Source organism: Streptosporangium sp. NPDC020072 (assembly GCF_040631445.1).
Classification (GTDB): Bacteria; Actinomycetota; Actinomycetes; order Streptosporangiales; family Streptosporangiaceae; genus Streptosporangium.
The window spans coordinates 502,973-527,000 of the sequence record NZ_JBEYAB010000001.1; the positions used below are offsets into that span (position 1 = coordinate 502,973).

Annotated in this window: 23 protein-coding genes; 5 read left to right on the plus strand and 18 right to left on the minus strand. The window is 70.9% G+C overall.

Annotated elements, in window-relative coordinates; genetic code table 11:
• Window positions 1-141 precede the first annotated feature (141 nt).
• The 7 genes from ABZ470_RS02420 to ABZ470_RS02450 all read right to left on the minus strand — a co-directional run bounded on the left by ABZ470_RS02420 (window position 142) and on the right by ABZ470_RS02450 (window position 9,398).
• The gene (locus ABZ470_RS02420; protein ID WP_352010220.1) at window positions 142-708 is read right to left on the minus strand and encodes a hypothetical protein; all 567 of its coding nucleotides are present in this window, start codon (window positions 706-708) and stop codon (window positions 142-144) included.
• Complete coding sequence (locus ABZ470_RS02425) at window positions 705-1,793, minus strand: AAA family ATPase (protein WP_362909455.1); 1,089 nt, start codon at window positions 1,791-1,793, stop codon at window positions 705-707. The genes ABZ470_RS02420 and ABZ470_RS02425 overlap by 4 nt, the downstream gene beginning before the upstream one ends.
• A 42-nt stretch (window positions 1,794-1,835) precedes the next feature.
• A complete protein-coding gene (gene gatA / locus ABZ470_RS02430) occupies window positions 1,836-3,326 on the minus strand; it encodes an Asp-tRNA(Asn)/Glu-tRNA(Gln) amidotransferase subunit GatA (protein ID WP_352010218.1) in 1,491 nt (496 codons plus the stop codon).
• Complete coding sequence (gene gatC, locus ABZ470_RS02435; RefSeq protein WP_352010217.1) at window positions 3,323-3,622, minus strand: Asp-tRNA(Asn)/Glu-tRNA(Gln) amidotransferase subunit GatC; 300 nt, start codon at window positions 3,620-3,622, stop codon at window positions 3,323-3,325. The genes gatA and gatC overlap by 4 nt, the downstream gene beginning before the upstream one ends.
• A gap of 177 nt (window positions 3,623-3,799) precedes the next feature.
• On the minus strand, window positions 3,800-5,881 hold the full coding sequence (locus ABZ470_RS02440) for an EAL domain-containing protein (protein ID WP_362909457.1): 2,082 nt from the start codon (window positions 5,879-5,881) through the stop codon (window positions 3,800-3,802).
• Between the two features lie 158 nt (window positions 5,882-6,039).
• Window positions 6,040-8,220 carry an NAD-dependent DNA ligase LigA gene (gene ligA, locus ABZ470_RS02445; protein ID WP_362909459.1) on the minus strand — a complete coding sequence of 727 codons (2,181 nt, stop codon included), beginning with the start codon at window positions 8,218-8,220 and terminating at the stop codon, window positions 6,040-6,042.
• Window positions 8,221-8,369: 149 nt separating this feature from the next.
• Complete coding sequence (locus ABZ470_RS02450) at window positions 8,370-9,398, minus strand: methionine synthase (protein WP_362909461.1); 1,029 nt, start codon at window positions 9,396-9,398, stop codon at window positions 8,370-8,372.
• A 148-nt stretch (window positions 9,399-9,546) separates the two neighbouring features.
• Between ABZ470_RS02450 and mycP the strand changes: the two genes are divergently transcribed.
• Together mycP and ABZ470_RS02460 are read left to right on the plus strand one after the other, a co-directional pair.
• The gene (gene mycP / locus ABZ470_RS02455; protein ID WP_362909463.1) at window positions 9,547-10,704 is read left to right on the plus strand and encodes a type VII secretion-associated serine protease mycosin; all 1,158 of its coding nucleotides are present in this window, start codon (window positions 9,547-9,549) and stop codon (window positions 10,702-10,704) included.
• Between the two features lie 120 nt (window positions 10,705-10,824).
• Window positions 10,825-13,068, plus strand: coding sequence for a serine/threonine protein kinase (locus tag ABZ470_RS02460; RefSeq protein ID WP_362909465.1), 2,244 nt, complete (start codon window positions 10,825-10,827; stop codon window positions 13,066-13,068).
• A gap of 81 nt (window positions 13,069-13,149) precedes the next feature.
• On the opposite strand, the gene ABZ470_RS02465 is transcribed toward ABZ470_RS02460, so the two are convergent.
• Window positions 13,150-13,566, minus strand: a complete 417-nt coding sequence (locus ABZ470_RS02465) for a YbaB/EbfC family nucleoid-associated protein (RefSeq protein WP_352010211.1) — start codon at window positions 13,564-13,566, stop codon at window positions 13,150-13,152.
• Between the two features lie 155 nt (window positions 13,567-13,721).
• Between ABZ470_RS02465 and ABZ470_RS02470 the strand changes: the two genes are divergently transcribed.
• Together ABZ470_RS02470 and ABZ470_RS02475 are read left to right on the plus strand one after the other, a co-directional pair.
• Window positions 13,722-14,021, plus strand: coding sequence for a hypothetical protein (locus tag ABZ470_RS02470; RefSeq protein WP_352010210.1), 300 nt, complete (start codon window positions 13,722-13,724; stop codon window positions 14,019-14,021).
• Between the two features lie 100 nt (window positions 14,022-14,121).
• Window positions 14,122-14,922 (plus strand): hypothetical protein, encoded by an 801-nt coding sequence (locus ABZ470_RS02475; protein WP_362774219.1) that lies wholly within the window; start codon window positions 14,122-14,124, stop codon window positions 14,920-14,922.
• Window positions 14,923-14,929: 7 nt separating this feature from the next.
• On the opposite strand, the gene ABZ470_RS02480 is transcribed toward ABZ470_RS02475, so the two are convergent.
• Genes ABZ470_RS02480 through ABZ470_RS02490 form a run of 3 tightly spaced genes read right to left on the minus strand, consistent with a single transcriptional unit; the run spans window position 14,930 to window position 16,457 of the window.
• Entirely contained in the window at window positions 14,930-15,358 is a 429-nt protein-coding gene (locus ABZ470_RS02480) for a YbaB/EbfC family nucleoid-associated protein (RefSeq protein WP_352010208.1), read from the minus strand.
• Window positions 15,355-16,155 carry a hypothetical protein gene (locus ABZ470_RS02485; protein ID WP_362909467.1) on the minus strand — a complete coding sequence of 267 codons (801 nt, stop codon included), beginning with the start codon at window positions 16,153-16,155 and terminating at the stop codon, window positions 15,355-15,357. The genes ABZ470_RS02480 and ABZ470_RS02485 overlap by 4 nt, the downstream gene beginning before the upstream one ends.
• Window positions 16,152-16,457, minus strand: a complete 306-nt coding sequence (locus ABZ470_RS02490) for a hypothetical protein (RefSeq protein ID WP_362909469.1) — start codon at window positions 16,455-16,457, stop codon at window positions 16,152-16,154. The genes ABZ470_RS02485 and ABZ470_RS02490 overlap by 4 nt, the downstream gene beginning before the upstream one ends.
• A gap of 204 nt (window positions 16,458-16,661) precedes the next feature.
• Here ABZ470_RS02490 and eccB point away from each other — a divergent pair, with 204 nt between their 5' ends.
• On the plus strand, window positions 16,662-18,113 hold the full coding sequence (gene eccB, locus ABZ470_RS02495; RefSeq protein WP_352010205.1) for a type VII secretion protein EccB: 1,452 nt from the start codon (window positions 16,662-16,664) through the stop codon (window positions 18,111-18,113).
• A 4-nt stretch (window positions 18,114-18,117) separates the two neighbouring features.
• On the opposite strand, the gene ABZ470_RS02500 is transcribed toward eccB, so the two are convergent.
• The 7 genes from ABZ470_RS02500 to ABZ470_RS02530 all read right to left on the minus strand — a co-directional run bounded on the left by ABZ470_RS02500 (window position 18,118) and on the right by ABZ470_RS02530 (window position 24,022).
• Window positions 18,118-18,882, minus strand: a complete 765-nt coding sequence (locus ABZ470_RS02500) for a hypothetical protein (protein WP_352010204.1) — start codon at window positions 18,880-18,882, stop codon at window positions 18,118-18,120.
• 84 nt (window positions 18,883-18,966) lie between these two features.
• A complete protein-coding gene (locus ABZ470_RS02505) occupies window positions 18,967-20,037 on the minus strand; it encodes a hypothetical protein (RefSeq protein WP_362909471.1) in 1,071 nt (356 codons plus the stop codon).
• Window positions 20,038-20,075: 38 nt separating this feature from the next.
• Window positions 20,076-21,401 carry a hypothetical protein gene (locus ABZ470_RS02510; protein WP_362909473.1) on the minus strand — a complete coding sequence of 442 codons (1,326 nt, stop codon included), beginning with the start codon at window positions 21,399-21,401 and terminating at the stop codon, window positions 20,076-20,078.
• 13 nt (window positions 21,402-21,414) lie between these two features.
• Window positions 21,415-21,894 carry a hypothetical protein gene (locus ABZ470_RS02515; RefSeq protein ID WP_352010201.1) on the minus strand — a complete coding sequence of 160 codons (480 nt, stop codon included), beginning with the start codon at window positions 21,892-21,894 and terminating at the stop codon, window positions 21,415-21,417.
• Between the two features lie 28 nt (window positions 21,895-21,922).
• Complete coding sequence (locus ABZ470_RS02520) at window positions 21,923-23,242, minus strand: hypothetical protein (protein WP_362909475.1); 1,320 nt, start codon at window positions 23,240-23,242, stop codon at window positions 21,923-21,925.
• 11 nt (window positions 23,243-23,253) lie between these two features.
• The gene (locus ABZ470_RS02525) at window positions 23,254-23,640 is read right to left on the minus strand and encodes a hypothetical protein (protein WP_352010199.1); all 387 of its coding nucleotides are present in this window, start codon (window positions 23,638-23,640) and stop codon (window positions 23,254-23,256) included.
• Between the two features lie 82 nt (window positions 23,641-23,722).
• Window positions 23,723-24,022, minus strand: coding sequence for a hypothetical protein (locus ABZ470_RS02530; RefSeq protein WP_352010198.1), 300 nt, complete (start codon window positions 24,020-24,022; stop codon window positions 23,723-23,725).
• Window positions 24,023-24,028 lie beyond the last annotated feature (6 nt).

The window sequence follows — 24,028 nt, forward strand, 5'->3', positions numbered from 1 at the left end:
GGGAGACTCGCACCTCACGCGCCGCTCCGCCCGCTGCGTCGGGCTCTCGCGCGCTCATCGGTCGATCACCCTCCTCGTTCACTCCGCGGAGCGCCCGCGTCCTGCGCGCCGCTCCGCCCGCTGTGCCGGGACTCCTCCCGCTCACAGGTAACCAAGTCCTTTCAGTGCGTTCCTCGTCTCGGCGACCCAGTCGGCGTATCCGGGGACCTGGGCCAGCACGGCGAGGTCCATGTTGCGCCCCGCGTACTGGAGGTAGTCGCCGATCGGCTTGCCCCGCTGAGGAACGGTCGCGGCCAGCACGGCCTCCGGGTCGGTGATCCTGTCCGCGTCACGGGGACGGGCGGGGAGCAGGCCGAGGTCGCTGCCCTCAAGCCGGGCCCACATCGCCCGGTCGGCCAGCAGCCACCGCTCCGTCTCCCCCAGGCCGATGACGGGCACCAGGTAGTGCGAGTGGTAGCGGACGCCGTCGCCCTTGCCGCGCTCACGCTCACTCTCGTGGGTGAACAGCAGGTGGCAGTCGGCGGCGAGCTCCTCAAGCGCCGTGACCACGCCCTCCCTGCCGGAGGAGACGACCTCCGTGGCCCCGACGTCCACCGTGTGCGGGGACATCCAGGTCAGCTCGCGCAGCTGGCGGGAGATCACGATGCCGAGGAAGCCCTCCTCGACCTCTCCCCTGGCGATCAGGCCGGGTACCAGCGGACGGCTCATGCCGCCGTCCCGAGGTATTTGCCGACCTGCCGTGGCGAGACGAACGTGCCCGGCTCGCCGTCCGGCTGGACGGACTTGGCCACGGTCACCCGGGAGACCCGGTCCCTGTCGGGATCGACGCGGACCGCGGTGTCCAGGAAGGTCAGCGCGTCCGGGTCGGCCCGGTAGGTCTCGGCGACCACCACCGGCGATTGGGTGGTGAGGATCACCTGCCGGTGCGGCTCCACGCCCCCCGGCCGGGTGATCCGCTGCCTGACCCGCCGCAGCAGCTCGCCGAGCCGCGTCGGGTGCACGCCGTTCTCGATCTCCTCGACCAGCAGGGTGCCCGGGTGGTCGGGGTCGTGCAGGGCGGCCAGCAGACCCAGGACGCGCAGGGTCCCGTCGGACAGCAGGGGCGTCGGGACGCTTCCCTGGCCGTCGACGACCAGTTCGAAGGAGCACTCCTCCCGTTCGGTCCTGGGCACCAGCGCGACCACGTCGGGCACGATTCCCGCGAGGTCGGCCGTCAGGTCGGCGAGCGCCGCCGTACCGGCCATCCGCCCGAGCACCGCCGCGAGGTTGCGGCCGTCCGCGGCCAGCGGCCCGCGGTCCTCGGCGGTCCAGCGCCCGCGCATGACCCGCGGTTCCGGCACGTAGCGCCGCCACGTGGTGACCGTACGGCGGGGCGTCTCCTCGGGCTCGGGGTCCTCGACCATGAGCTCCAGGAGTTCCTCCGGCAGGTCGCTGGCCACGTGGCTGACGACGACCCCGCTCGACCTCGGGATCTTCAGGACCATCTCCGCGCCCGCGTCGAACCTGACCGGCAGCAGGGCTCCTGGCTCGGGGGTGACCAGGGTCTCGACGGAGACGACGAACCCCGGCACGGGCGTCCCCCGCGCGACCCGGTGGAACTGCTCGGCGGGCAGGCCCCTGGAGGCGCCCAGCAGACCGCCCTGGCCGGTGACCTCGGCGGCCACGAAGTCCAGGGCGTCGAACAGGTTCGACTTGCCACTGGAGTTCGGGCCGACCAGCACCAGGAAGGGCGGCACGTCGAGGACGAAGTTCAAGAATGACTTGAACCCGTCTATCTCGATCCGAGTGATCATGCCGCCTTTCCCCCTGTTTTCCTTTCTCGCCTTACCCGTGCCCTAGAGCACCGGGGCCTTGGACAGCAGGCTGCCGCCCCAACGGCCCTCCAGCGCCCTCTCCACCGCGGCGCCGACCCGGTAGCAGCGGTCGTCGCCGAGCACCGGGGCCATGATCTGCAGGCCGACGGGCAGCCCGTCCTCGTCCGCCAGGCCGCACGGCACCGAGATGGCCGCGTTGCCCGCCAGGTTGGTCGGGATGGTGCACAGGTCGGCGAGGTACATCGCCATGGGGTCGTCCGCGCGCTCGCCGATCGGGAACGCCGTGGTCGGCGTGGTCGGCGAGACCAGCACGTCCACCTGGTTGAAGGCCGCCTCGAAGTCGCGGGCGATCAGCGTGCGGACCTTCTGCGCCTGGCCGTAGTAGGCGTCGTAGTAGCCGCTGGACAGGGCGTAGGTGCCCAGGATGATGCGCCGCTTGACCTCGGGACCGAACCCGGCGGCCCTGGTCAGCGCCATGACCTCCTCGGCGCTGCGCGTGCCGTCGTCACCGACGCGCAGGCCGTACCGCATGGCGTCGAAGCGGGCCAGGTTGGAGGAGGCCTCGGACGGCGCGATCAGGTAGTAGGCCGGCAGCGCCGTGGTGAACGACGGGCAGGAGACCTCGACGACCTTGGCGCCGAGTGATTCGAGCAGCTCGACGCTCTCGTGGAAGCGGGCGAGCACCCCGGGCTGGTAGCCGTCGCCGCCGAACTCCCTGACCACGCCGATGCGCAGCCCCGCGACGTCGCCGTTGCGCGCCGCCTCGACGACGGAGGGCACCGGAGCGTCCACGGAGGTGGAGTCCATCGGGTCGTGCCCGGAGAAGGCCTCGTGCAGCAGCGCGGCGTCCAGCACGTTACGGGCGAAGGGGCCGGGAGTGTCCAGGGAGCTGGCGAAGGCGATCAGCCCGTAACGGGACGAGCCACCGTAGGTCGGCTTCATGCCGACGATGCCGGTGACGGCCGCGGGCTGGCGGATCGAGCCACCGGTGTCGGTGCCGGTGGACAGCGGGGCCTCGTAGGCGGCGACCGCGGCCGAGGAACCACCCGAGGAACCACCCGGGATGCGCGACAGGTCCCACGGGTTACGGGTCGGCCCGTAGGCCGAGTTCTCCGTGGAGGAGCCCATCGCGAACTCGTCGAGGTTGGTCTTGCCGAGGATCACCAGGCCCGCCTCACGCAGCCGCCTGGTCACGGTCGCGTCGTACGGCGGGCGGTACCCCTCAAGGATCTTGGAACCGGCCGTCGTCGGCATGTCCGTGGTCGTGAAGACGTCCTTGTGCGCGATCGGCACACCCGCGAGCGGGCCGAGCCGCTCCCCGGCGGCCCGGCGGGCGTCGACGGCGCGGGCCTGCGCGAGCGTCGTCTCCGCGTCGACGTGCAGGAAGGCGTTGACCTTCGGCTCCACCTCGGCGATCCGGTCGAGGTGGGCCTGGGCGACCTCGACGGCCGAGACCTCGCCGCCGGCGACCAGCGCGCCGAGTTCGGCGGCTGAGGTGTGGACGAGGCTCATGCTTCCTCCCCGAGGATGCGCGGAACACGGAAGCGGTCGTCCTCGACGGCCGGGGCGGCGGCCAGCGCCTCCTGCGGCGTCAGGCCGGGCCGTACCTCGTCTGGGCGGTAGACGTTGGTGAGCGGAAGCGCGTGCGAGGACGGCGGGATGTCGTCGGCCGCCACCTCGGCGACGCGGGCGACCGCACCGATGATCACATCGAGCTGCGCGGCGAAGTGGTCGAGTTCCTCGTCGGCCAGCGCCAGCCGGGACAGCCTGGCGAGGTGAGCGACCTCGTCGCGGGTTATGGCGGACATGAGTCGTTGAACCCGTTTCGTGAATGGCAATTGGACACTGTCATCCTAGGGCTCGTGACCTGACGTACCTGACCCAATAACCCGCGCCCTCCTTTCCGGCGTCTTCACGGACCCCCGCGTCACCGGGCGGCCGTCACCGAACCGCCCGGGAGCGCGCGTGCCGGCCTTCGCCGGGGATCAGGCCGTCTGGGGGTCGAGAACCTCGCTTCCGCGCAGGAATCCGAGGTCGGGCACGGCCCTGTCCCGGTGCTCGCTCAGCCAGACGGTCGCGTCGGCGGCGGACATGGGCTCGGTGAAGAGCCGTCCCTGGGCCAGTTCGCAGCCCATTTCGGCCAGGCGGGCGGCCACCTCGTCCGACTCGACGCCCTCGGCGACCGAGCGCAGCCCCAGCGAGCGGACCAGGTCGATGATGGAGCGGACGATCCGCTCGTCGTCCACGGACTCGCCGAGCCTCCTGACGAACGAGGCGTCGATCTTGACCTCGGAGACCGGCAGGCGCTGCAGGCGCACCAGTGAGGAGTAGCCGGTGCCGAAGTCGTCCAGCGCGAGCTGCACCCCGAGCGCGTTCAGGGCGCGGACGGCGTCGGCTGTGTAGGCCTGGTCGGTCATCAGGACGCGCTCGGTCACCTCCAGCTGGATCGCCTCCGGCGGCAGGTGGTACTGCGCGAGCCCGGCCCCCAGCAGGTCGGGAAGGGTCGAGTCGAGCAGGTCACGGGCGGAGACGTTGACGGAGATCTGCTCGTTGAGCCCGATCCGCCACCAGTGCGCGGCCTGTTCGAGCGCCTCGTCGATGACGTACTGGGTGAGGTGCCGGATGAGGTAGGACTGCTCCGCCATCGGCACGAACTCCCCCGGCGAGATCATCCCGCGCTCGGGGTGGCGCCACCGCAGCAGCGCCTCGACCCCGCGCACCTGGCCGCTGGCCAGCTCCAGCTTGGGCTGGTAGTGAAGACGCAGCTCACGGCGGTCGATGGCCCTGCGCAGGTCGCCCATGAGGTTGAGCCGCTCGGGGCTGTTGCGGTCCTTCTCCGCGACGTAGACCTCGACGCCGGTGCGCGCCTCCTTCGCGAGGTACATCGCCACGTCGGAACGCTGCATCAGCATCTCGAAGTCGGGGGCGTGGTCGGGGTAGAGGGCGATGCCGACCGAGGCGTCCAGGTCGAAGGTCATGCCCTCCAGCCTGACCGGTTCGGTGAGGGCGACCCGCAGCCGCGCGGCCACCTCCCTGGCCGCCGCCGCGTCCCTGATCGAGGGCAGCAGCACCGCGAACTCGTCGCCGCCGAGCCTGGTCACCACGTCGCCCGGCCGTACGCTGTGGGTGAGCCGGTGCGCCACGATCTGCAGCAGCCGGTCGCCGACCGGGTGGCCGAGGGTGTCGTTGACCTCCTTGAACCGGTCGAGGTCCAGCAGGAAGAGCCCGACCTTCTCCCCGGCCCTCGCCTCGGCGATGGCCTCCTCGCTGCGGCCGACGAGCATCTTGCGGTTGGGCAGGCCGGTCAGCCCGTCGTGGGTGGCCTGGTGGTCGCGCCGTACGGAAAGGGTCGCGGTGAAGTAGACGGCGGCCATCGGCGCGAGGAAGAGCGGCACCAGCGCCGGGGAGTCGTTCATCACGACCACGACCAGCGGGGACAGGCCGAGCAGTCCCGCGTAGACCAGGCTCTGGTGGCCGATCGTTGTCTTGATCACCCGGTGCAGGGAGCGCCGTTCGTGCAGCGCGACCGCGCCGGAGACCAGCAGCGCCCTGACCGAGAAGTAGGCGAGCCCGGCCAGGGCGAGCGCGAGCAGGTCACGCCCGTCGGGCACCCAGGAGATCGCCGGGGCCGAGTGGCGGCAGAGCACGGCGAGCACGGCCCCCGCGGCCGTGAGGGCCAGTGTCGTCTGGGCGATGTTGAACATGACCCGGTGCCACGCCTTACGGGTGACGGCGCTGTTGACGACGATGGCGACCGCCTGCGTCAGCACCGCCACCGGCAGCCCGTAGTGGAGCAGGGCCGCGAAGGTGAACATCGTCGACGGGTAGGTGCCCCCGACCGTCATCGACGACGACAGCATCACCGGCCGCAGCTCGCCCAGGACGACCAGGACGGCCAGCATCCAGAACATCGGGCTGCGCGCGAGCCCCGCCAGTTGCGCGGGGCCGGTCAGCCACTGGGCCAGCAGGAGAGCCGTGAACCCGAGCGTGATGACGGTGGTGAGATAGGCCCACAGCGGTGAGCCCGCACGCGGACCTGTGTCGCGTGTGTCATTTGGGTCGGCCATGAGTAACAAAACCCCCATTAGTTCACTATGGGAGAGTACGGCCTCTGGGCCACTTCGCGGAACCAATTGCGCACGTTCCGTCACCGGCCATTCGAAGCACCCGTCACGGAACGGCCCCCCGCTCGTCGTTTCCCCTGGTCGGCCTCTCGCCCCCGTGGTCACTCCTCCGGCGTCACCGCCACCGCGGCAGCCGCCTCCGGCCCCTCCTCCAGCAGGACCCGCAAGCCATCCTCGTCGAGAATCGGCACTTTGAGCTTGACGGCCTTGTCATATTTGGAGCCCGCGTTCTCCCCAACGACCACGAAAGAGGTCTTTTTAGACACCGAACCGGACACCTTTCCGCCCCTGGCTGAAAGGGCCGCGCCCGCCTCGTCACGGGTGAAGGCCGCCAGCGTCCCGGTCACCACGAACGTCAGGCCTTCGAGCGTCCGCGGAAGCAGGTCGGCGGGAGGCTCGTCCTCCATGCGGACCCCGGCCTGCCTCCAGCGGGTCACGATCTCCTTGTGCCAGTCGACCTGGAACCAGTCGTGGATCGCCGCCGCCACCCGGGGGCCGACCCCCTCGACGGCGGCCAGCTCCTCCTCGGTCGCCCGTTCGATCGCGTCGATCGAACGGAACTCGGCGGCGACGGCCTGCGCGGTGGGCGGGCCGACGTGCCGGATCGAGAGCGCGACCAGCACCCGCCAGACGGGCTGGTCCTTCGCCCGCTCCAGTTCCTCCAGCATCTTCTCGGCGTTCTTGCTCGGCTCGCCGCTCTGGTTGGCGAAGAAGGTGACGACCCTGGGCTCACCGGTCTCCGGGTCGGTCTTGGGAAGGCCGGTGTCGGGATCGCGGACGACGGACCTGATCGGCAGCAGCCGCTCGACGGTCAGGTCGAACAGGTCGGCCTCGGTGCGCACCGGCGGCTCCTGGGGCGGCAGCGGCTGGGTGAGCGCGGTCGCCGCGACGTAGCCGAGCCCCTCGATGTCGAAGGCCCTGCGCCCGGCGGCGAAGAAGATGCGCTCACGCAGCTGGGCCGGGCACGCCCTGGTGTTGGGGCAGCGCAGGTCGGCGTCGCCCTCCTTCTCGTAGGCCAGCTCCGTGCCGCACTCCGGGCAGTGCGTCGGCATCGTGAACTCGCGTTCGGTGCCGTCGCGCAGGTCGGCGACGGGGCCGACGATCTCCGGGATGACGTCGCCCGCCTTGCGCAGCACCACGGTGTCGCCGATGCGCACGCCCTTGCGCGCGACCTCGGAGCCGTTGTGCAGGGTCGCCCGCTCGACCGTCGAGCCCGCGACCACGATCGGCTCCATGACGCCGTACGGCGTGACCCGGCCCGTGCGGCCGACCCCGACCTGGATGTCCAGGAGCTTGGTGTTGACCTCCTCCGGGGGGTATTTGTAGGCGATGGCCCAGCGGGGCGCCCTGCTGGTCGAGCCCAGGTTGCGCTGGATCTCGATGCGGTCGATCTTCACCACGACGCCGTCGATCTCGTAGACCGGGTCGTGGCGGTGCTCGCGGTAGAACTCGATGAAGGCGTTGATGCCGTCGAGGTCGTCCACGACCTTGTAGAGGTCGCTGACCGGCAGGCCCAGCGCCCTGAGCCGCTCGTAGACCGCCGACTGGGTCGGGGGCAGGGGCTCGCCCTCCCATTTGCCGACACCGTGGACGATCATGTGCAGTGGTCGCTGCGCGGTAATCCTGGGGTCCTTCTGCCGCAGCGAGCCCGCCGCGGAGTTGCGGGGGTTGGCGAAGGGGGGCTTGCCCGCCTCGACCAGCTGCTCGTTGAGCTTCCTGAAGCCCTCGACGGGCATGTAGACCTCGCCCCTGACCTCGACGAGGTCGGGCACGTCCGGGCCGGTGAGCCGCTGGGGGACGTCGGCGATCGTGCGCACGTTCGCCGTGACGTCGTCGCCGACGCGGCCGTCGCCCCTGGTCGCGGCCCGCACCAGGCGGCCCTTCTCGTAGACCAGCGCGATGGCCAGGCCGTCGATCTTCAGCTCGCACAGGTAGGGCGCGGTCTCGCGCTCGGCGAGCCGTTCCGCCCTGACCTGCCAGGAGAGCAGGTCGTCGGCGTTGAAGGCGTTGTCCAGGCTCTCCATCCGCTGCAGGTGGGCGACCGCCGTGAAGTCGCTGGAGATCGGCGCGCCGACCTTCTGCGTCGGGGAGTCCGGCGTGCGCAGGGCCGGATGCTCCTCCTCAAGGGCGCGCAGCTCGCGCATCCACGCGTCGTACTGGGCGTCGCTCGCGGTCGGTGAGTCGAGCACGTAGTAACGCCAGTTGGCCTCGTCGGCCAGCTCGGCCAGCTCCGCGTGCCGTTCAAGCGCCGCAACCGGCACACCCTCGACCTCAGCGCCCATCGCAGGCTCTCCCCTCGTCAACCGGAAACGAGGAGAACGCTATCGCCGACCACCGACAGTGCGCGGCGCCGTTACCCGCCCATGGCCAAGCTCCGCGGACGAGCCCGCCCTGGTCACGCGACCGCCGTACGGCCCCGCCGCCGGGGAGGTCACTCGCCCGGGTCCTCCCGCAGCACGCGGGCCGCCCGCGCGCAGGTGGCCAGGGCGGTCCTGGCGTAGGCGGGTGAGGCCCCGGCCAGCCCGCACGCGGGGGTGAGCACGACCTGCGAGGCCAGCGTCGAGGCGGGGAAGCCGAGCCTGCTCCACAGCTCCGCGGCGGGCCTGGCGATCACCCCGATGTCGGGCAACGACGCGTCCGTGCCGGGCACGACGCCGAGGAAGAGCGCGATCCCCGCCTCGACCGTCTCGCCGATCGCGTCCTCGTCGCGTCGCCTGAGCAGGGAGGCGTCCAGCGAGAGGCCGCGAAGGCCCGCCTCGCGCAGGACGCCGAAGGGCACCCTGGGCGCGCAGCAGTGGGCGATCGGGAAGACTCCCCCGGGCAGCACGGAGCCGAGCAGCTCGGTGGCGTCGTGGGCCTCGACGGCGGGCAGCCGCCCGAAGCCGGACGCGGTCGGGACCGTACCCGCCAGCACCCCGGGCAGGCCGGGCTCGTCGAGCTGCAGCACGATCTCCGTGGCGCCCGGCACCCTCTTGCGCACGTCGGCGACGTGCGCGGCGAGCCCCTCGGCGAAGGAGGCGGCCAGGTCGCGCACCGCCCCCGGGTCGGCGAGCGTCCTGTCGCCGTGGCGCAGCTCGACGGTCGCCGCCAGCGTCCACGGCCCGGCCACCTGGATCTTGAACGGCCCCCGGTACCCCTGGGCCGCCTCCTCAAGGGCGTCGAGGTCGCGCAGCAGGTGGTCACGGGCCCGCCTGGCGTCGCGTCCCGGCCGGTCGGCGAAGCGCCATCCCGAGGGCTGGACCTCGACGGCCAGCTCGACCAGCAGCGAGGCGGACCGCCCGATCATGTCGGCGCCGACGCCTCGTCCGGGCAGCTCGGGGAGGTACGGCAGAGCGGAAAGCTCCCCGAAGACGACCCTGATCGCCTCCTCGTGGTCCTGCCCCGGGTGCGACCCGACGCCCGTCGCCGTCGCCTCGCCCCACGCGTATCCGGCCGCGGTCCCAGCCGTGTGTTCTCCCATGTCCGCTCCCCGCCCTCTCACCGAACCCCGGGCACCCGCCCGCCTCGCCCGGTCACGGCAGTCAGCTTAGGACCGCCGGACACCGTGACGGCGCTTGATCGGGTTCAGTAGGGTTCTGCCCGGTATCACCGGTCTTGGGGGACAGAAGGTGAACGGATTCACGCGAAGGCTGACGGCCGCGGCCATCGCGATCGTGACCGCGGGGGCCGTAACCGCCGCTCCCGCCGTGGCCGCGCCCACCAGGTGCGCGCCGAAGCGCGGCACGACGAGCATCGCGGAGCCGTGGGGGCAGCGGCGGCTCAACCTGCCGCAGGCGTGGCGGCTGTCCAGGGGCGCCAAGGTGACCGTGGCGATCGTCGACAGCGGCGTGGACGTCACGCATCCCCAGCTGACCCGGGTGACCGCGTTCGACCTCACAGAAACCGGCAAGGCCGACTGCGTCGGTCACGGCACCGCGGTCGCGGGCATCATCGGCGGGGCCAGGCTCAAGGGGGTGCCCTTCGCGGGGGTCGCGCCCGAGGCCAGGCTGATCTCCATCAAGCAGCCCCTGGGCGACGAGGGCGACCTGGGCAGGCTGGCCCTGGGCATCGTCAAGGCGGCCCAGCTCGGCGCCGACGTGATCAACGTCTCCATCCAGGCGAGCGACCAGCCCGACCTGCGCAACGCGGTCGCGTACGCGCTGGCCAAGGACGCGGTCGTGGTCGCCGCGGCGGGCAACGTGAACAAGGAGGACGGCACTCCGGCCCCCGCCTATCCGGCCGCCTATCCCGGGGTCATCTCGGTCGGCGCGGCCAACTCCGACGGGAGCGTCGCCGACTACTCGAACTCCATGACCCCCGTCACCGTGCTGGCGCCCGGCAGTGACATCACCAGCACCTGGCCGGGGCGGTCCTACGTCGAGAAGGAGAACGGCACCAGTTTCGCGGCGGCCTATGTGTCGGGTGTCGCGGCTCTGGTGCGCTCCCGCTACCCGGAGCTGAACAAGGACCAGGTGCGCTGGCGCATCGCGCGGACCGCCGACGGCGCCTCGGGGACGGGCAGCGGCGCCGGGATGGTCAACCCGCTGCTGGCCGTCTCGACGATCATGGCCTCGGACGAGGTGGCCTTGGCGCCGCAGGAGCCCGCCCCGCTGCCCGCCGACGCGATCCGGCGCACGCCTCCCGAGGACGCCCTGAGCGTCTCGATCACGCTGTGGGTCGCCCTGCTCTGTCTCGCCGGAGTCCTGCTGGCCGTGGTGTTCAGATTCGCCGTGCCGCGAGGCCGGCGTCGGGGATGGCAGCCAGGGCATCCGGGAGAACAGACATGAAAGAGCTGTGAAACATGTGAACTTCACTGATCAGATTTGCTTTGATAGCCCTAGATATACCTATAGCAGTCTTTATCGATAGTTGAGTTGGAAGGATGGCCGATGGGGGATTTCAACCCATTGACACCTGAAGATCCGGAACGGATTGGTGTCTACCTCCTCACCGGACGTCTCGGCGACGCCTCCGGTCAGACCGTCTACCTGGGGCGTCTTCCCGATCAGGAGACCACCCGGGTCATCCGCCTGCTGCCCGCGCTTCCCGGTGCCGACCCCCAGACGCGGGAGCGGATCACCAACCGGCTGCACGCCGCCAAGCGGATCTCCGGCGCGCACACCGCCAAGCTTGTCGAGGTCGGCTGGTTCGACGACTCCCCCTACGTCGTCCACGAGCACGTCGAGGGCCGCTCCCTGCGCGAGACGGTCACCGCGGACGGACCGCTCGACCCCGACGCCCTGGAGCGGCTGGCCTCCGGCACCCTCGCCGCCCTGACCGCCATCCACCTGGCGGGCCTCGCCCACGGCGGGCTGAACCCCGACACCGTGGTGCTGAGCGCGGAGGGTCCGCGGGTGCGCGACACCGCCCTCGGCGTCACCGGACCCGAGCCCGACTACCACGCCCCCGAGCTGGTCCACGCCAACCTCACCGGCGGTCCGGCACCGGCGCCCGGCAGGCCCGCGGACCTGTTCGCCTGGGCCGCGACCATCGCCTACGCCGCGACCGGCCGCGCCCCCTTCGGCGGGGACCCGCAGGCCGTGCTCAACGGCTCCCCCGACCTCACCGGGCTCGCGCCCGCGCTGACCGCCCTCCTGGTCTCCTGCCTCGACAAGCAGCCGCAGCAGCGTCCCGACACCAAGGCCGCCATGCTGCAACTGCTCGGCGACCGGCCCGCCCTCACCGGCACGGCCGTCACGGGGGGCGCCGTCACCGGGGACGCCGTCGCACCGGCCGTGCCCCAGCAGCAGGACGCCGCCGCCTCGCAGCCTGCGGCGTCCGCGGGATGGAGCGCGCCGCCGCTGCCCAAGGACACCTCGGCCTCGACGCAGCCGCCCATCGTGCTGCAGGTCGCGGCCACGACCACGGGGAGCAAGAAGCCCGGCGGGCTTCTGCTGGCCGCCTGCGTCGGCACGGTCGCCGTGCTGGCCGGAGCGGGCATCTGGGCCGCGGGGAACTACACCTCGCTCAACAACGTCGAGCGCGCCTCCGCCGACGGGAAGGTCGCGAACCCCCTCGAACTGGTCGACCAGGGCAAGGGGCGGCAGCCGTACCCGACGAACGGCACGGGGGGTCAGGGACAGCAGGGCACCGACGACCCCTCGGACCGGGTGACCGTGCCGTGGGGCACGACGCCCGACCCGAACGTCCCGGACGTCGCCCCGCTCCAGCTGACCACGGAGGCGCCGACGGGTGAGCCCCCGGTGCCGACGCTGACCTCGTTCACCACCCCGCCGCCCGCCGTACCGACCACGCCCCCGATTCCGCCGACCAACGTCCCCGCGCCCCCGAGCACGGCGCCGACCGCGGAAACCTCGGCGAAGCCGACCGGGAAGCCGACGGGCAAGCCGAGCCAGACGGCCGAGCCGACGCAGGCCCACACGCCGACGCCGACCGTCACCGTGACCGTGACTCCCACCGTCCCGCCCAGCGGGCCCGCGACCGCGTCCCCCAGCGGATCTCCCACGGCCTCTCCCAGCGGGACCTCCACGGCGTCCCCGTCGCCGAACGGCAGCCCCGAGCCGAGCCAGACGGCCTCCCCCTCACCGGCGCCGACGGCCACCCCGACGCCCGCGGCGAGCGCGAGCGCACAGCCGACCCACGCCGCGAGGCCGACGCCGTCGCCGACTCCGACCCGGACGGCGCGCACCCCCGAGGAGACCAAGACCGTACGGTCGACTCCGACCAGGACCGCGAAGCCCGAGACGAAGCCCGAGACGGAGCGTCCTTCGGAGAAGCCCATCGAGCCCGGCAACGTCAGGCCGCCGCTCCAGCCGACCGCCGAGCCCTCGACGGCCAAGCCCCCGGCCGAGGAGTCCCGGCCGCAGACCAACCCCTACACGCCGCAGCAGGCCTGCGGGGCGGGCTACTACGTGCAGCGGTCCGTGCCCTTCACCGGCGGAGCCGTCTACCAGCTCTACAACTCCTCGACCGGCTCGAACTGCGTGGTCACCATGAAGACCACCGACATCGGGAAGGCGACCTCCGTCTGGGCCACCCTTCAGGTGAAGGACGGCGGGAGCAAGACCGAGCGCGGGGAGTTCAAGTACTACGCGGGCCCGGTGATCCTGCCCGCGAAGGGCAAGTGCGTGAGCATCAGCGGTGGCAACTCGGCGGACAGCGCCAGCGCCCCGCCGGCCAACTGCGGATGACGCGCCTCTGAGTGCCTCGCAACGACGACGTCGGCCCCCGCCGGGTTCACCCCGGCGGGGGCCGACGCCTTCCAGGCTTCCTCAGCGCCGTTCGAAACGCCCGTCCTCGGCGCCGACGGAGTGGGCGAAGAACTCGTAGGCGGCCTCCATCCGCTCACGCGCGTCGTCGAGGCCCAGGGGGGTGGCCGGGAGCCCCGCGTCTTCGAGGATCTCCTTCGTCCTGCGCTCCCTGTCGTCCTGCGCGACCCCGATGGCCCGCATGAGCTCCTCCGCCAGGACGTGGCTGTCCAGGCGCATGACGCGAGGGTTGAGGTCGATCCTCTCGACCCTGCCCGAGGGGTCGACGGTCACGCCGATCAGCCCGTCCGCCCCGGTTCCCGTGCCGCGTACCTCGTCCAGTTCGCCTTCGATCTCGGCCAGGCGCGCCGTCTGACGTTCGGCGTCTCTACTGATGCGTTCCAGGTCTTCCAGCCCGAAGTTGGTGGGATCGAACACCACGCGCCTCCTCCTGACGATGAGTGACAACAGATAACCGAAATCACTCCTGACACCAGAAAAGCCACACGGTACCGTAAAGATCACTTAAACACCGCTGTTCACACGCGAAACCACCAGATGTCCAAAAGCTGAACTACACGGGGGTACGTCGGCGGATGAGTCAGAACATTCACGTCACCTCGACCTGCATCGCGAACATCCAGCGCAACCTCAACGAACGGGTGGTACCGGCGTTCGAGGACCTCAAGACGAAGATCGACGAGACCAACGTCGACAGCCCCGGGTTCGGCCTGCTCGGTCTCGCCTTCGGCGGCGCGTACGAGAGCACGCAGCGCGACGTCAAGAAGTCCGTCGAGGACGCCACCGCCGCGATCAACGCCTGGGTCGGCGCCCTGGAGACCATCAAGCAGAACTGGAGGGACGCCGAGGACGCGAGCAAGGTCACCTACTCATGACGGCTCCGCCGGAAGGCGCCGGCTCCTCCATCCGGGAAATCCGGGAAGTCCGGGAAATCCGAGAAGAACGACGGCAGCGACAGCAAAGGCGGCGGAGAAGGTGACGGGACCGAAGGTCGACCTCACCCACCATGGTCGGGCGGCGACGGCGGCGCGCAGGGAGCTCACGGCTTTCGCGGACGAGGCCCTCAAGGCGCTCAGGGCGAACGCCAGGCCGGTTCCGGCCCTGGCCACCGCGGTGGCCATCGTGAGCACGGCCGTGGCGAACACCCCGGGGATGAACGACGCCAAGGCCAACTGGAACGCCCTGGCCAAGGCCCTTGAGGTCGCCTACCCCTCTCTCATCGGCAACGCGGTCTTCCTGTCCCGTGCCGACTGGCAGGCCGACGACCGCGAGGAGTTCCTGAACGCGACCGCCCTGTTCAGTGGCGAGCTGCAGAAGCTCAGCGGCGTCTGCTACACCCTGGAGGGCAAGGTGGACGCGGTCCACCAGGCGTACTACGACTACTGGAAGGGAATCCTCGTCCTTTCCTCCGCGGTGGCCCTCTACATAACGGCCATCCGGCTCGCGAGCAGGGGAAATCCGGCCACGGCCGCCGCCGCGCAGGTGGCGCTCCAGCGAATCGGCCCCATCGTCAACAGCCTCGCGGCCAAGATGACCGCGCTTCTGGGCGGCTACCTCGCCCTGATAGGCACCACCCTGCTTCCCCTCACGCAGCGGATGCTCGACCTGAACAACATCATGCCGACCGGCGCCATGAAGATCGACTTCAAGAAGGCCGTCATCTCCACGGAGCCGCCCTCGGCCTGGGTCGCCCCCAAGCGTGAGGTGGGGGAGCCCGCCTCGAACAAGCCCGACCCCAAGGTCGACGCGACACTCGACAAGATCAACGGCAGGTAGCGCCGGGTCAGAAACCCGAGGACAGGTCCCGCAGGGTGCGGGCCAGGTCCTCGCCGATCTCCTCAAGCTGGCGGCGGGCCGCGGCCATGTCCAGCGTGATCGGCTCGCCGCCCGTCGCCTCGCTGATCAGTTCCTCGCTACGGCGCCGCGCGTCGTCCTGCGCCGCGCGGACCGCCTCGGTGACCGCCTCGGCGATCGTGGCGGTGTCCAGGCGCGCGATCCTGGGGTCGAGGGTGACGCGCTCCAGGCGTCCCGTCGAGTCGACCACGGCCCGCGCCATGCCGTCGGCCGCCTCGCCCTCTCCCGTGATCGCGCCGAGCTCGTACTGGACGCCGCCGAGCCTGTTCAGCATCTCGTCGCTGCGCCGTACGAACTCGTCGAGACCTTCCGGGGTGTCCAGGCGCAGGTCGTCGAAGTCGCGGTTCATCTGTGTCATGGCGCCGGAAGCTCTCTCTTGGGGGCCAGCCACTGGAAACCCGCCGAGGGCGGGAGCCGGGTCGGCTGCCCGGGTTGCGAGGGGGGCGGTTTCTGGAAGGAGGGCAGGTTCCCCGTCACGATCATCGCCTGGGTGAAGTCGATCTTCGCGGCGCCGGTCGGCGAGAGGTTGAACATCTGCCAGAACGCCTTGCCCGAGAAGAACAGCGAGACGCTGCTCGCCCCCGCGGCGATGATCTTCACCAGCGCGGCGGTCGAGGCGCCGATGATGCTGCTGGCCAGGGTGCCGAGCATTCTCAGGTTGAGCATGGCCGACCCGGCGAACGGCGTCGTCAGCATGGCCGCGGCGATCAGCAGCAGGGAGATCAGCCGGGCGGCCAGCGCGGCGAGCGCGGCCCAGTAGGCGCGGTAGGCGTCGCCCAGTTCGTCCACGATCCCCGCGACGGCCTTGACGTAGGCGCGCAGGCTCTCCACCGCCTCCTGGTACTGCTGGACCGCGTGGTTGAACGCCTCACGGTCCTTGGCGATCCACCCGTCCTTCTCCTTGTCCCGCAGGGAGGCCAGGAAGCTCTTGTTGAGGGTGTCCAGGCGCGAGTGGATCGACTCCCAGTTGTTGTAGGCGTCGGCCATCCCCGGCACGTTGGCGACCGCCGTCCCCGCGATCGCCACGCCCGCCCACAGGGTCGGCGCGAGCCGCGCGCCCTTCTCCAGGCTGCTGATGATCTTCGAGGAGTTGGCGACGACGCCCTTGGCGCTGCGTGTCGCGGTCCTCCACTGGGGCCTGTTCGAGGCGGTCATCGGCGGACGACGACGCCGCTGGCCGCTTCCGCGGTCTTCCAGTTGCCCTCGGCCGTCAGCAGCCCCTCCTGCCAGGAGGCCAGGACGTCGAGGGCCTCGGTGAACCTCTCCTCCATCTGGCGCTGGATCTGGCGGTACCTGATCCCGATCGCCACCTCACCGGCCGCCCCCCAGCCGGGAAAGGACACGTGGGTGCTCGCCACCATGTCCCGCAGTTCCCTGACCTTGGGGATGGTGGTGTCCGTCACCTCGGCGTGGAGTGCTCGAATCGCGTCGGACGTGACGTGAATGTCCAGCGCCATGTGCCCCTCCTTGATCAACGGTCGTTCCTGTATCTCCTATCACCGCCCGGCCCGCCGTCCCGGCTTTCCCGGACCTTGTTCAGCGGGCTTTCGATGATCGGAAACGCTCTGGACGGCAACCGTTTACATCCACCACAAAAAGGACCATTTTCAAGATCGTCCTTCTATGCTTGCGGTAACGCATCCAGCGATACGGGGGTTGGGATGCAGACCCGGCGTGACCTCTACCAGGCGTACAGGCTGATGACGCAGCGCCTGGGCACCGCCCTGCTCCAGGGCGAACCAGACCTGCCCGAGTCGCCCATGCGCAGACACAACGTGGCGATGTTCGGCGGCGTACTGGTCGCCGTACTGGTCGCGGCCGTCTTCGGCGTGATCGGCCTGCTGCGGCCGGGCAACGCGACCGCGCTCACCGACCCGGGAACCGTGATCGTCGAGGAGGAGACGGGCGCCACGTTCGTCTACAGCGCCCCCCAGGGCACGATGATCCCGGTCGTCAACATGGCCTCCGCGCGGCTGCTGGTCGGCCAGGAGAACGTGAAGGTGCGTGTGGTCAGTTCCGCCTCGCTGTCCGGCTACCCCCGCGGCACGCTGGTCGGCATCCCCGGCGCCCCGGAGTCGCTGCCCGCCCGCGACCGCCTGGTCCGCTCCCCCTGGTCGGCCTGCGTGGTCGAGGGGGCGGACGCCAACGGCGAGCGCAGGCCGTACACCACCCTGGTCGGGGGGTTCGCCGTCGGCGGCGAACCGATCGGGCAGGACAAGGCCATGCTCGTCGAACAGGACGGGCAGGCCTGGCTGCTCTGGTCGAACCAGCGGATGCGCGTCTCCACCGAGGGGGCACGGGCGCTGACCGAGGAGCGGCCCCGACAGGTCCCGCTGGCCTGGCTCAACGCGTTGCCCGCCGGGCCCGACTTCCGCTCTCCCTCCGTCCCCGGCCTCGGCCGCCAGACGCGTGGCCCCGACGGCGGCGCGTCGATCGTCGGCAGGGTGTTCACCGTTGCGCCGGTCGCCGGCGGAGGCGCCAAGTGGTACGTCCAGCTGGCCGACGGCCTGGCGCCCCTCACGCCGGCCCAGGCCGCCCTGCTGCTGCAGGACCCCGGCAGCAAGAAGGCGTACGGCCGGGCCCCGGTCAAGGCGATCGAGCTTGACCCGGCGACCGCGACCGGCGCCAGGCGTTCGGCGACCTCGATGGGCGGCGGCGACCTCCCGCGGACCATGCCCGCGGTCATCACCCCGCCGTCGACCAGCCCGGTCTGCGCCGTCTACGCCGACACCGAGCGCGGTTCGGCCAAGGCGCTGCTGACGGTCGGCAGCACGGTCGCAGTCCCCACGCCGCCGAAGGGCTGGTTCAACCAGGACGTGGTCGACCAGGTGGTCCTGCCGTACGGCGGAGGCGCCCTGGCCGGGCTGCTGCCCGGGGACGGCAGGCTGGACGCGATCCAGTCGCTCTACCTGGTCGACGACCAGGGACGGCGGCACGCCGTCACCTCACCGCAGGCGCTGACCGCCCTCGGCTACACGACGCAGGACATCGCCCCGCTGCCCGCGCACCTGGTGCACCTGATCCCCGAGGGACCGGCGCTCGACATCCCGGCGGCCAGGAAACCGGTGCAGGCCGACCGGCCCCGGACCACCGGGCCGCAGCAGCGACAGTGACCGGTCAGAAGACGCCGGGAATGATTCCGCCCTTCGGCTTGGGAGGCTTCAGCGCGGAGGTGTCCGGCTTCACGGTGAGCCCGGTGCTCTTCTCGTACTGCAGGTTGACCTGGGTGAAGTCCGTCTCCAGCTCCGGCATCGACTGCATGCCGTAGAACAGCCGCCCGTGCTCCTTCGCCATGTCGTTGACGATCATCAGGATCACCGAGACCGCCCCGATCGCCAGCAGCTTCTTCTTGAGCACGGCTCTGACGACGGCGTCGAGTCCCTTGAGAAAAGTGTTGATCTGCAGCATGAGACCCGCCCGCAGCGGTGGGAAGGCCCACAGGGCGAGGGAGGCGGCCGCCGCGACGGTCATGGCGCCGATCACGAGCGTGGCGAACTGGAAGGTCCTGTGGTACAGGGACGCGGTCTGGTCGAGGGTGTCGGCCGTTCCCGCGCGGAAACTCTTGACGCCGTCCAGCTGGGTGACGAATTCGTCGATGGTGGCGGCGAAGAGCTTCTGCGCGTCCCCCTCCCACTTGCCCTCCTTCTCGGCCCTCCCCTTCAGGTCGATCAGTTGTTGTTTGAGCGTGTCGATGTCGACCCCGCCCGCCCCCTTCGGGTCACGCCACTCACCGGCCGCCTTCGCCATGTCGCCGGGGTTGGAGACCATCGTCCCGATGGCCGCGACGATGAGGTAGGCCCCCGGATGCATGAGGACGGCCGCGGCGGCGAGCCCCGTCGGGATCAACGACATGTATCCCCATCGATCACTCTCGTAGGCCACGGCTCGTCTCCTTCTCCGGCATCCGGTTCCCGCTCATACGCCTCAGCGTTCCGTCTCCCTCGGGCCGCGGCCCGAGGGGGTCAGTCATTCCTGGCCGATCACCGGTGGGGCGATGTCCTCGTCGCCGCCCCAGACGCTCTCGTCCTCCGAGGTCCAGGTGGTCTTCTCGCGTTCCTTGCCCTGCTCGCCGCCCGCGCCACCGGGTGCCATCGGCATCATCGGCATGCCGCCCATGCCACCCGCGCCGCCCGTGCCCGTGCCGGACAGGCCGCCCGGGAGGGACCCGTTGCCGCCGACCCCGGAGAACCCGCCGCCCCGGCCGGACGAGCCCGGCCCCAGCGTGTCTCCCGTCCAGGTGGTACCGCCCGGCAGTCCCGAATTCCCGGCCGGCACGTTACCCAGATTGCCCAGGTTGCCCACGTTGGGAGGGTTGTAGGACGACAGGGCGGTCTTCGTGGGGTCGTCCAGCCCGAGGCCGGGCTTGTTGAGGTCACCCCCGATGCCGTTCGGGTCGGGGAGCTTGGCCCCGGGCAGATTGGAGTCCGGCAGGTTCTGGTTCGTCCCGTTCTGGCCGGGGAAATTGGTGTTGTCAGGGAACTTGACGTCGTCAGGCTTGGTGCCTTCGAGGGATCTGGTGTCGTCGGGGAACTTGCGGTCCAGCAGGTCCTTGTCCAACGGATCCGTCCCCGACCCGGGGAACTTCATGTCGTCACCGGCCCCACCGTCGAGGTCACCGCCCATCTTGGGGAGACCGGCTCCTCCCAGCTTGCCGGGGCCTCCCAGCTTGCCGGGACCCCCCAGATTGCCGGGGCCCGGCTTCTCCTCGGTCGTGCTCGCCTTCTCCGCGGCCGCGTAGTTCTCGGACGCGGCCTTGAGAGCCGCGTTCCACGAGTCGATCGCCGCCTTGCCCGCCTTGAGGGCGTTGACGGCGCCGTCGCGGGCGGTGTCGTGGGCGGTGTTCAGCCCTATCCCGAGCACGCCGAAGGCGGGCGGGGCGATGCCGATCGAACCGGTGCCGTGGATGAGACCGTCGACGTCCTTGGCCCGGCTGCCGAACTCGGTGCCGAGGTTCTTCAGCTGGTCATCGGTGAACGAGACGACCTTGGCGGGACCACCAACCCCGAGCGAGATCCCGTCCAGTGGCGAATCGCCCATTTCCTCTCCTCACGACATCCTCACGACAGACCATCACATCAGACGATCACGGGGGGAGTGGTGTCGCCACCGTTGCCCCAGACCTCGTCGTCCTCCAGGAGCCAGGTGCTGCTCTCCCGGTCCTGGTTCTCCTCCGAACCCGCGCCGCCACCGGGAGCCATCGGCATCATCGGCATCCCCGGGGTTCCCGCGCCCCGAAGCCCCCCGGCCCCCGCGCCGAGGCCTCCGGCGCCGCCGAGGCCCCCGGTGCCGCCGAGGCCCCCGGTGCCGCCCGGCAGGCCGACCCCCACCCCGACGCCGGTTCCCGTTCCCGTGCCGGCGTTCGTACCGGTGCCGATCAGGCCGTTGGCGTTGCCGAAGGTGCCCGCTCCCTGGCCGTTGGGCAGACCGAGCGTGCCGTTGCCCAGGTCGTTGGGGTTCAGGCCGGCGAGGGAGGTCGAGCCGGTACCGAACCGGTCGTTCGGATCGGTGCCGGGGAGGGAGCCGTTCACGGTTCCCGGGTTCGTGAGGTTCGGGTCGGAGCCGTCGACGCCGGAGCCCGGGCCGCCCGTCCCCGAACCGGGCGGGAAGCCGTCCACCGATCCGGGCCCCTGCCCGGGGAGGTCCTTGCCGCCCTGTCCTGAACCGTCCAGGCCGCCCAGGTCACCCTGGCCGTAGGGGTCCGAGCCGTTCAGGCCCAGGCGGTTGGTGGGGTCGTCGACGGACAGCCGGGTGGGCGTGCCGTTGTAGTCGCCCCCGCCCGGCCCCGTGACCCTTCCCCCGGGGCCCGTGGGCAGGTTGACGCCGCCGTAGTCGGGCATGGGGAGCTGCATCGGGGTCGGCAGCGAGTGCTGCACGTCCTCGGGCAGTTCCCTGTAGTGCTGGATGATCTTCTCGTTGATCTCGTTGAACCGGTCCCTCGCCCTGTCCTCGGCGCGGTACGCGCCGTAGAACGGGATCTGGTCCGCCCAGTCGGTGTCGTGGTCGGAGCGCGAGTCCTCGCCCCGCTTGGTGACGATGTTGCGCTGGGCCCAGTTGAGCGTCTCGGAGTAGCCGCGCAGCGTGGTGCCGACCTGCCGCATCTTGCCCGCCAGCTCGCGGATGCTCCCGTGCAGTCGCTGGAGCTCCTTCTGGGCCTCGACGCTCTCGGCTCCCTTGTAGGTCCCGGCCAGATCGGTCGCCCGCTGCTTGAGGGTGGCCGCGGCCTCCTGGAGCAGGTCGTGCGCGGCGACGTAGTAGTCACCCGCGCGCTTCACCGAGTTCGGCTGGGTGGCGTCCACCCACTCCCTGACCTGGTCCTTGATGCTGTCGAAGAGCGTGACCGACAGGTGCGTCTCCTGCGGCTCGATGCCGTACTTGAGCCGGTTGGAGCCTGTTTCCGCCATGATGGCCTCCCTATCAGGCGCCCGTCTTGGGAGCCGTGCCCTCGTTCGCCACCTCAGCGCCGTCGTAGGCCTTGGCGATCTCGTAGAGCGTGTCGATGACGGCCTTGTACTGCTCGATCGTCGAGGAGTACAGGCCGCCGCCCTTCTGGCCCCGCTCTCCGACGAGGACCGAGTAGGACGTGTTGATCGCCATGGTGAACTGCTGGGCGGTCAGCCACTTGCCGAGGTGCTCGTCGCTGAGCGCGCACTGCAGTTGCAGGTCGGGAAGCGACCCGCCCCCCGGGGGAGGCCCCGGCAGTTCGGCGCGTTCTCCCCTGGCCGTCGCCACCGCGGTCGCGGGGGGCGGCGTGGGGGTCGTCAGCTTCTGCAGCGCCTTCTCCAGCAGCCCGGCGATCTCCTTGATCGTGGCGCGGTTCAGGTCCGGACCGCCCTTGCCGCTGCTGTCGCTCTTGACGGTCAGACCGGGCCAGTCAGGATCGAGCTCGATCGCCATGCCGCACCTTTCGGAAAGTTCGGAAAAGTCAGGTGATGACCGGGGGGATCACGTCTCCACGGGAGTTCCAGACGTCCTGATCCTCGGACAGCCAGGTCGTGCGCTCCTGGCCTTGCTCCTCGGCCCCGCCGCCCGCGCCTCCGCCCGGCGACATGAACGGCATCATCGGGGAGCCGCCCCTGCTCGCCGGGGACGACGCCCCGGGTACGGCTCCCGCCCCGCCTGTCCCGAGGCCGGGACCGCCGAATCCGGGGCCGCCGATCACCGTGGGGGCGAGGGGCGGGCCGGACGTCGTGACCGGGGACACGGGCAGGACCGTGTGCTGCTGGATCGTGGGCGGCGCGACCAGGTTGGTCGGGGCGAAGCTCGCGACCTCGGTCCTTCCCGAGCCGTGGGTGGCGCCGGTGCCGTCGGACGTGGTCTCGTGCCCGCCGATCACGGCCGGGGCCGTGCCGTCCCCGCCCGAACCCGGGCCTGCCGTCTGTCCGCCGGGGCCGGTCGGTCCCGGCCCTCCCGGGGAGCCCTGGCCGCCGGTGCCCGAACCGGGGCCGGTCGTGCCCGAACCGTCGGTGCCGCCGGTGCCGCCGGGGTGACCCGGGGTGCCGGCGCCCTGGGAGCCGTCGTCCGGGCCGTCCGGGCCGCCCGTGCCGCTGTGTCCGCCGTTCGTGCCGCCGGTGCCGTACGGACCGTCGGCCGGTGAGCCGCTTCCCCGCCAGGGGCCGGTGTCCGTCCGCGAGGTGCTCCCGTTGCCCCGCGAACCGGTCGGCCGTCCCACCGAGGAGTAGTCCGTGGTCGTGTAACCGCCGGTCCCCGCGGGTTCCGCGGCGGCCGGAAGCGTGTAGGTGAACTCCTCGGGGATCTTCGCGTAGAGCTCGACGATCTGCCCGTTGAGCTTCTTCAGGAGGTTGCGGGCGTCGACCGTCCCGTCCGCCTCGGGGGGCTGCGGGCCCACCTGAAGCGCCTTCGCCCGCTTCGTGCGCAGGCCTTCCATCTCCTGGCGCGCCGCGGGCAGGTTAACGCCCCCGTACGTCCGCAGGACGGTGCCGACCTCCTTCATCACCGCGGCCAGCTCGGTGCCCGTCGTGTGCAGCATGCGTATGGCCTTGTGCGTCTCGACGGCGGCCGGGCCGCCCCAGACCTGGGCCAGCCTGGCCGCGTTGCCCTCCAGGGCACCGGTGACGAGTTCGATGACGGCGGCCCCGTTGGTGAACCCGAAGCCGGCGTTCTCGATCTCGGCCGGCGAGGTGCCCTTGAGCCAGTCGTCGATCGCCGTGAAGGAGTCGCCGACCTCCCCCTGGACCGGTGCGGCGGCCGAACGGACCCGCACGGTCCGTTTCTGGGTGTCCACTGCTCCCCCTGTCACCCGTTCCCGGCGCCGTTGGCGGTGTTGGCGCCGTCGTACTCTTTCGCGCTGTCCCTGATCGTCTTGATGACCTGGGCGTACTGCGCGACGAACTCCGCGTAGACCTGGGCGAGGACCGCGATCCTGCCGTCCGTGGAGGCTCCCCCGGCGACCGTCTGCCCGAACGTCCGGGCGGCGGGCCACTCGCCGACCTCCTGGCCGCTCAGGTTTCCGCTGGTCTCGACGCTGGCCGCGGAACCCGTCGTGTAGCCCTCGAAGAACGCGGGGCCCGCGAACCCCGCGGCGTACTCCTCAAGCTCCTGCGCGACCTTTCTCATCTGGAAGGTGTCGAACTCGGTGATGTTCGCCACGTCGTCCAGACTCGGCCACTCCGATGCGCTCATGCCTCTCCTCGGCGCGCCCGGCGCCACCCCGGCCGCCGCGTACGGCGGCGGCCGGAGAGCACCCGCTCACACGGCGACCGTGTCAGTGGTTGCTCCAGATGGCCTTGTTCCGCGCCTCGGCGGCCTTGTAGTTCTCGCTGGCGATGCCCAGGGCCTTGGCGGCCTCGTTGAGCTGACGCCCCATCTCCTGCTCCGCGGCGTCCCAGACCTTCCTGTGCTCCTCGAAGAAGTTGGCCGCGTCACCGGCCCAGTGCTCCCCGAGCACCTGCTGGAGCTTGGTGATGAGGTCGTCGGTCGCCTTGTCCATGGCGGTGACGACCTGGAGGAGGCCCAGCTCGGCCTTCTCCATCTCCACGAAGTTGACCTTCGTATAGTCGGACACTCTGTT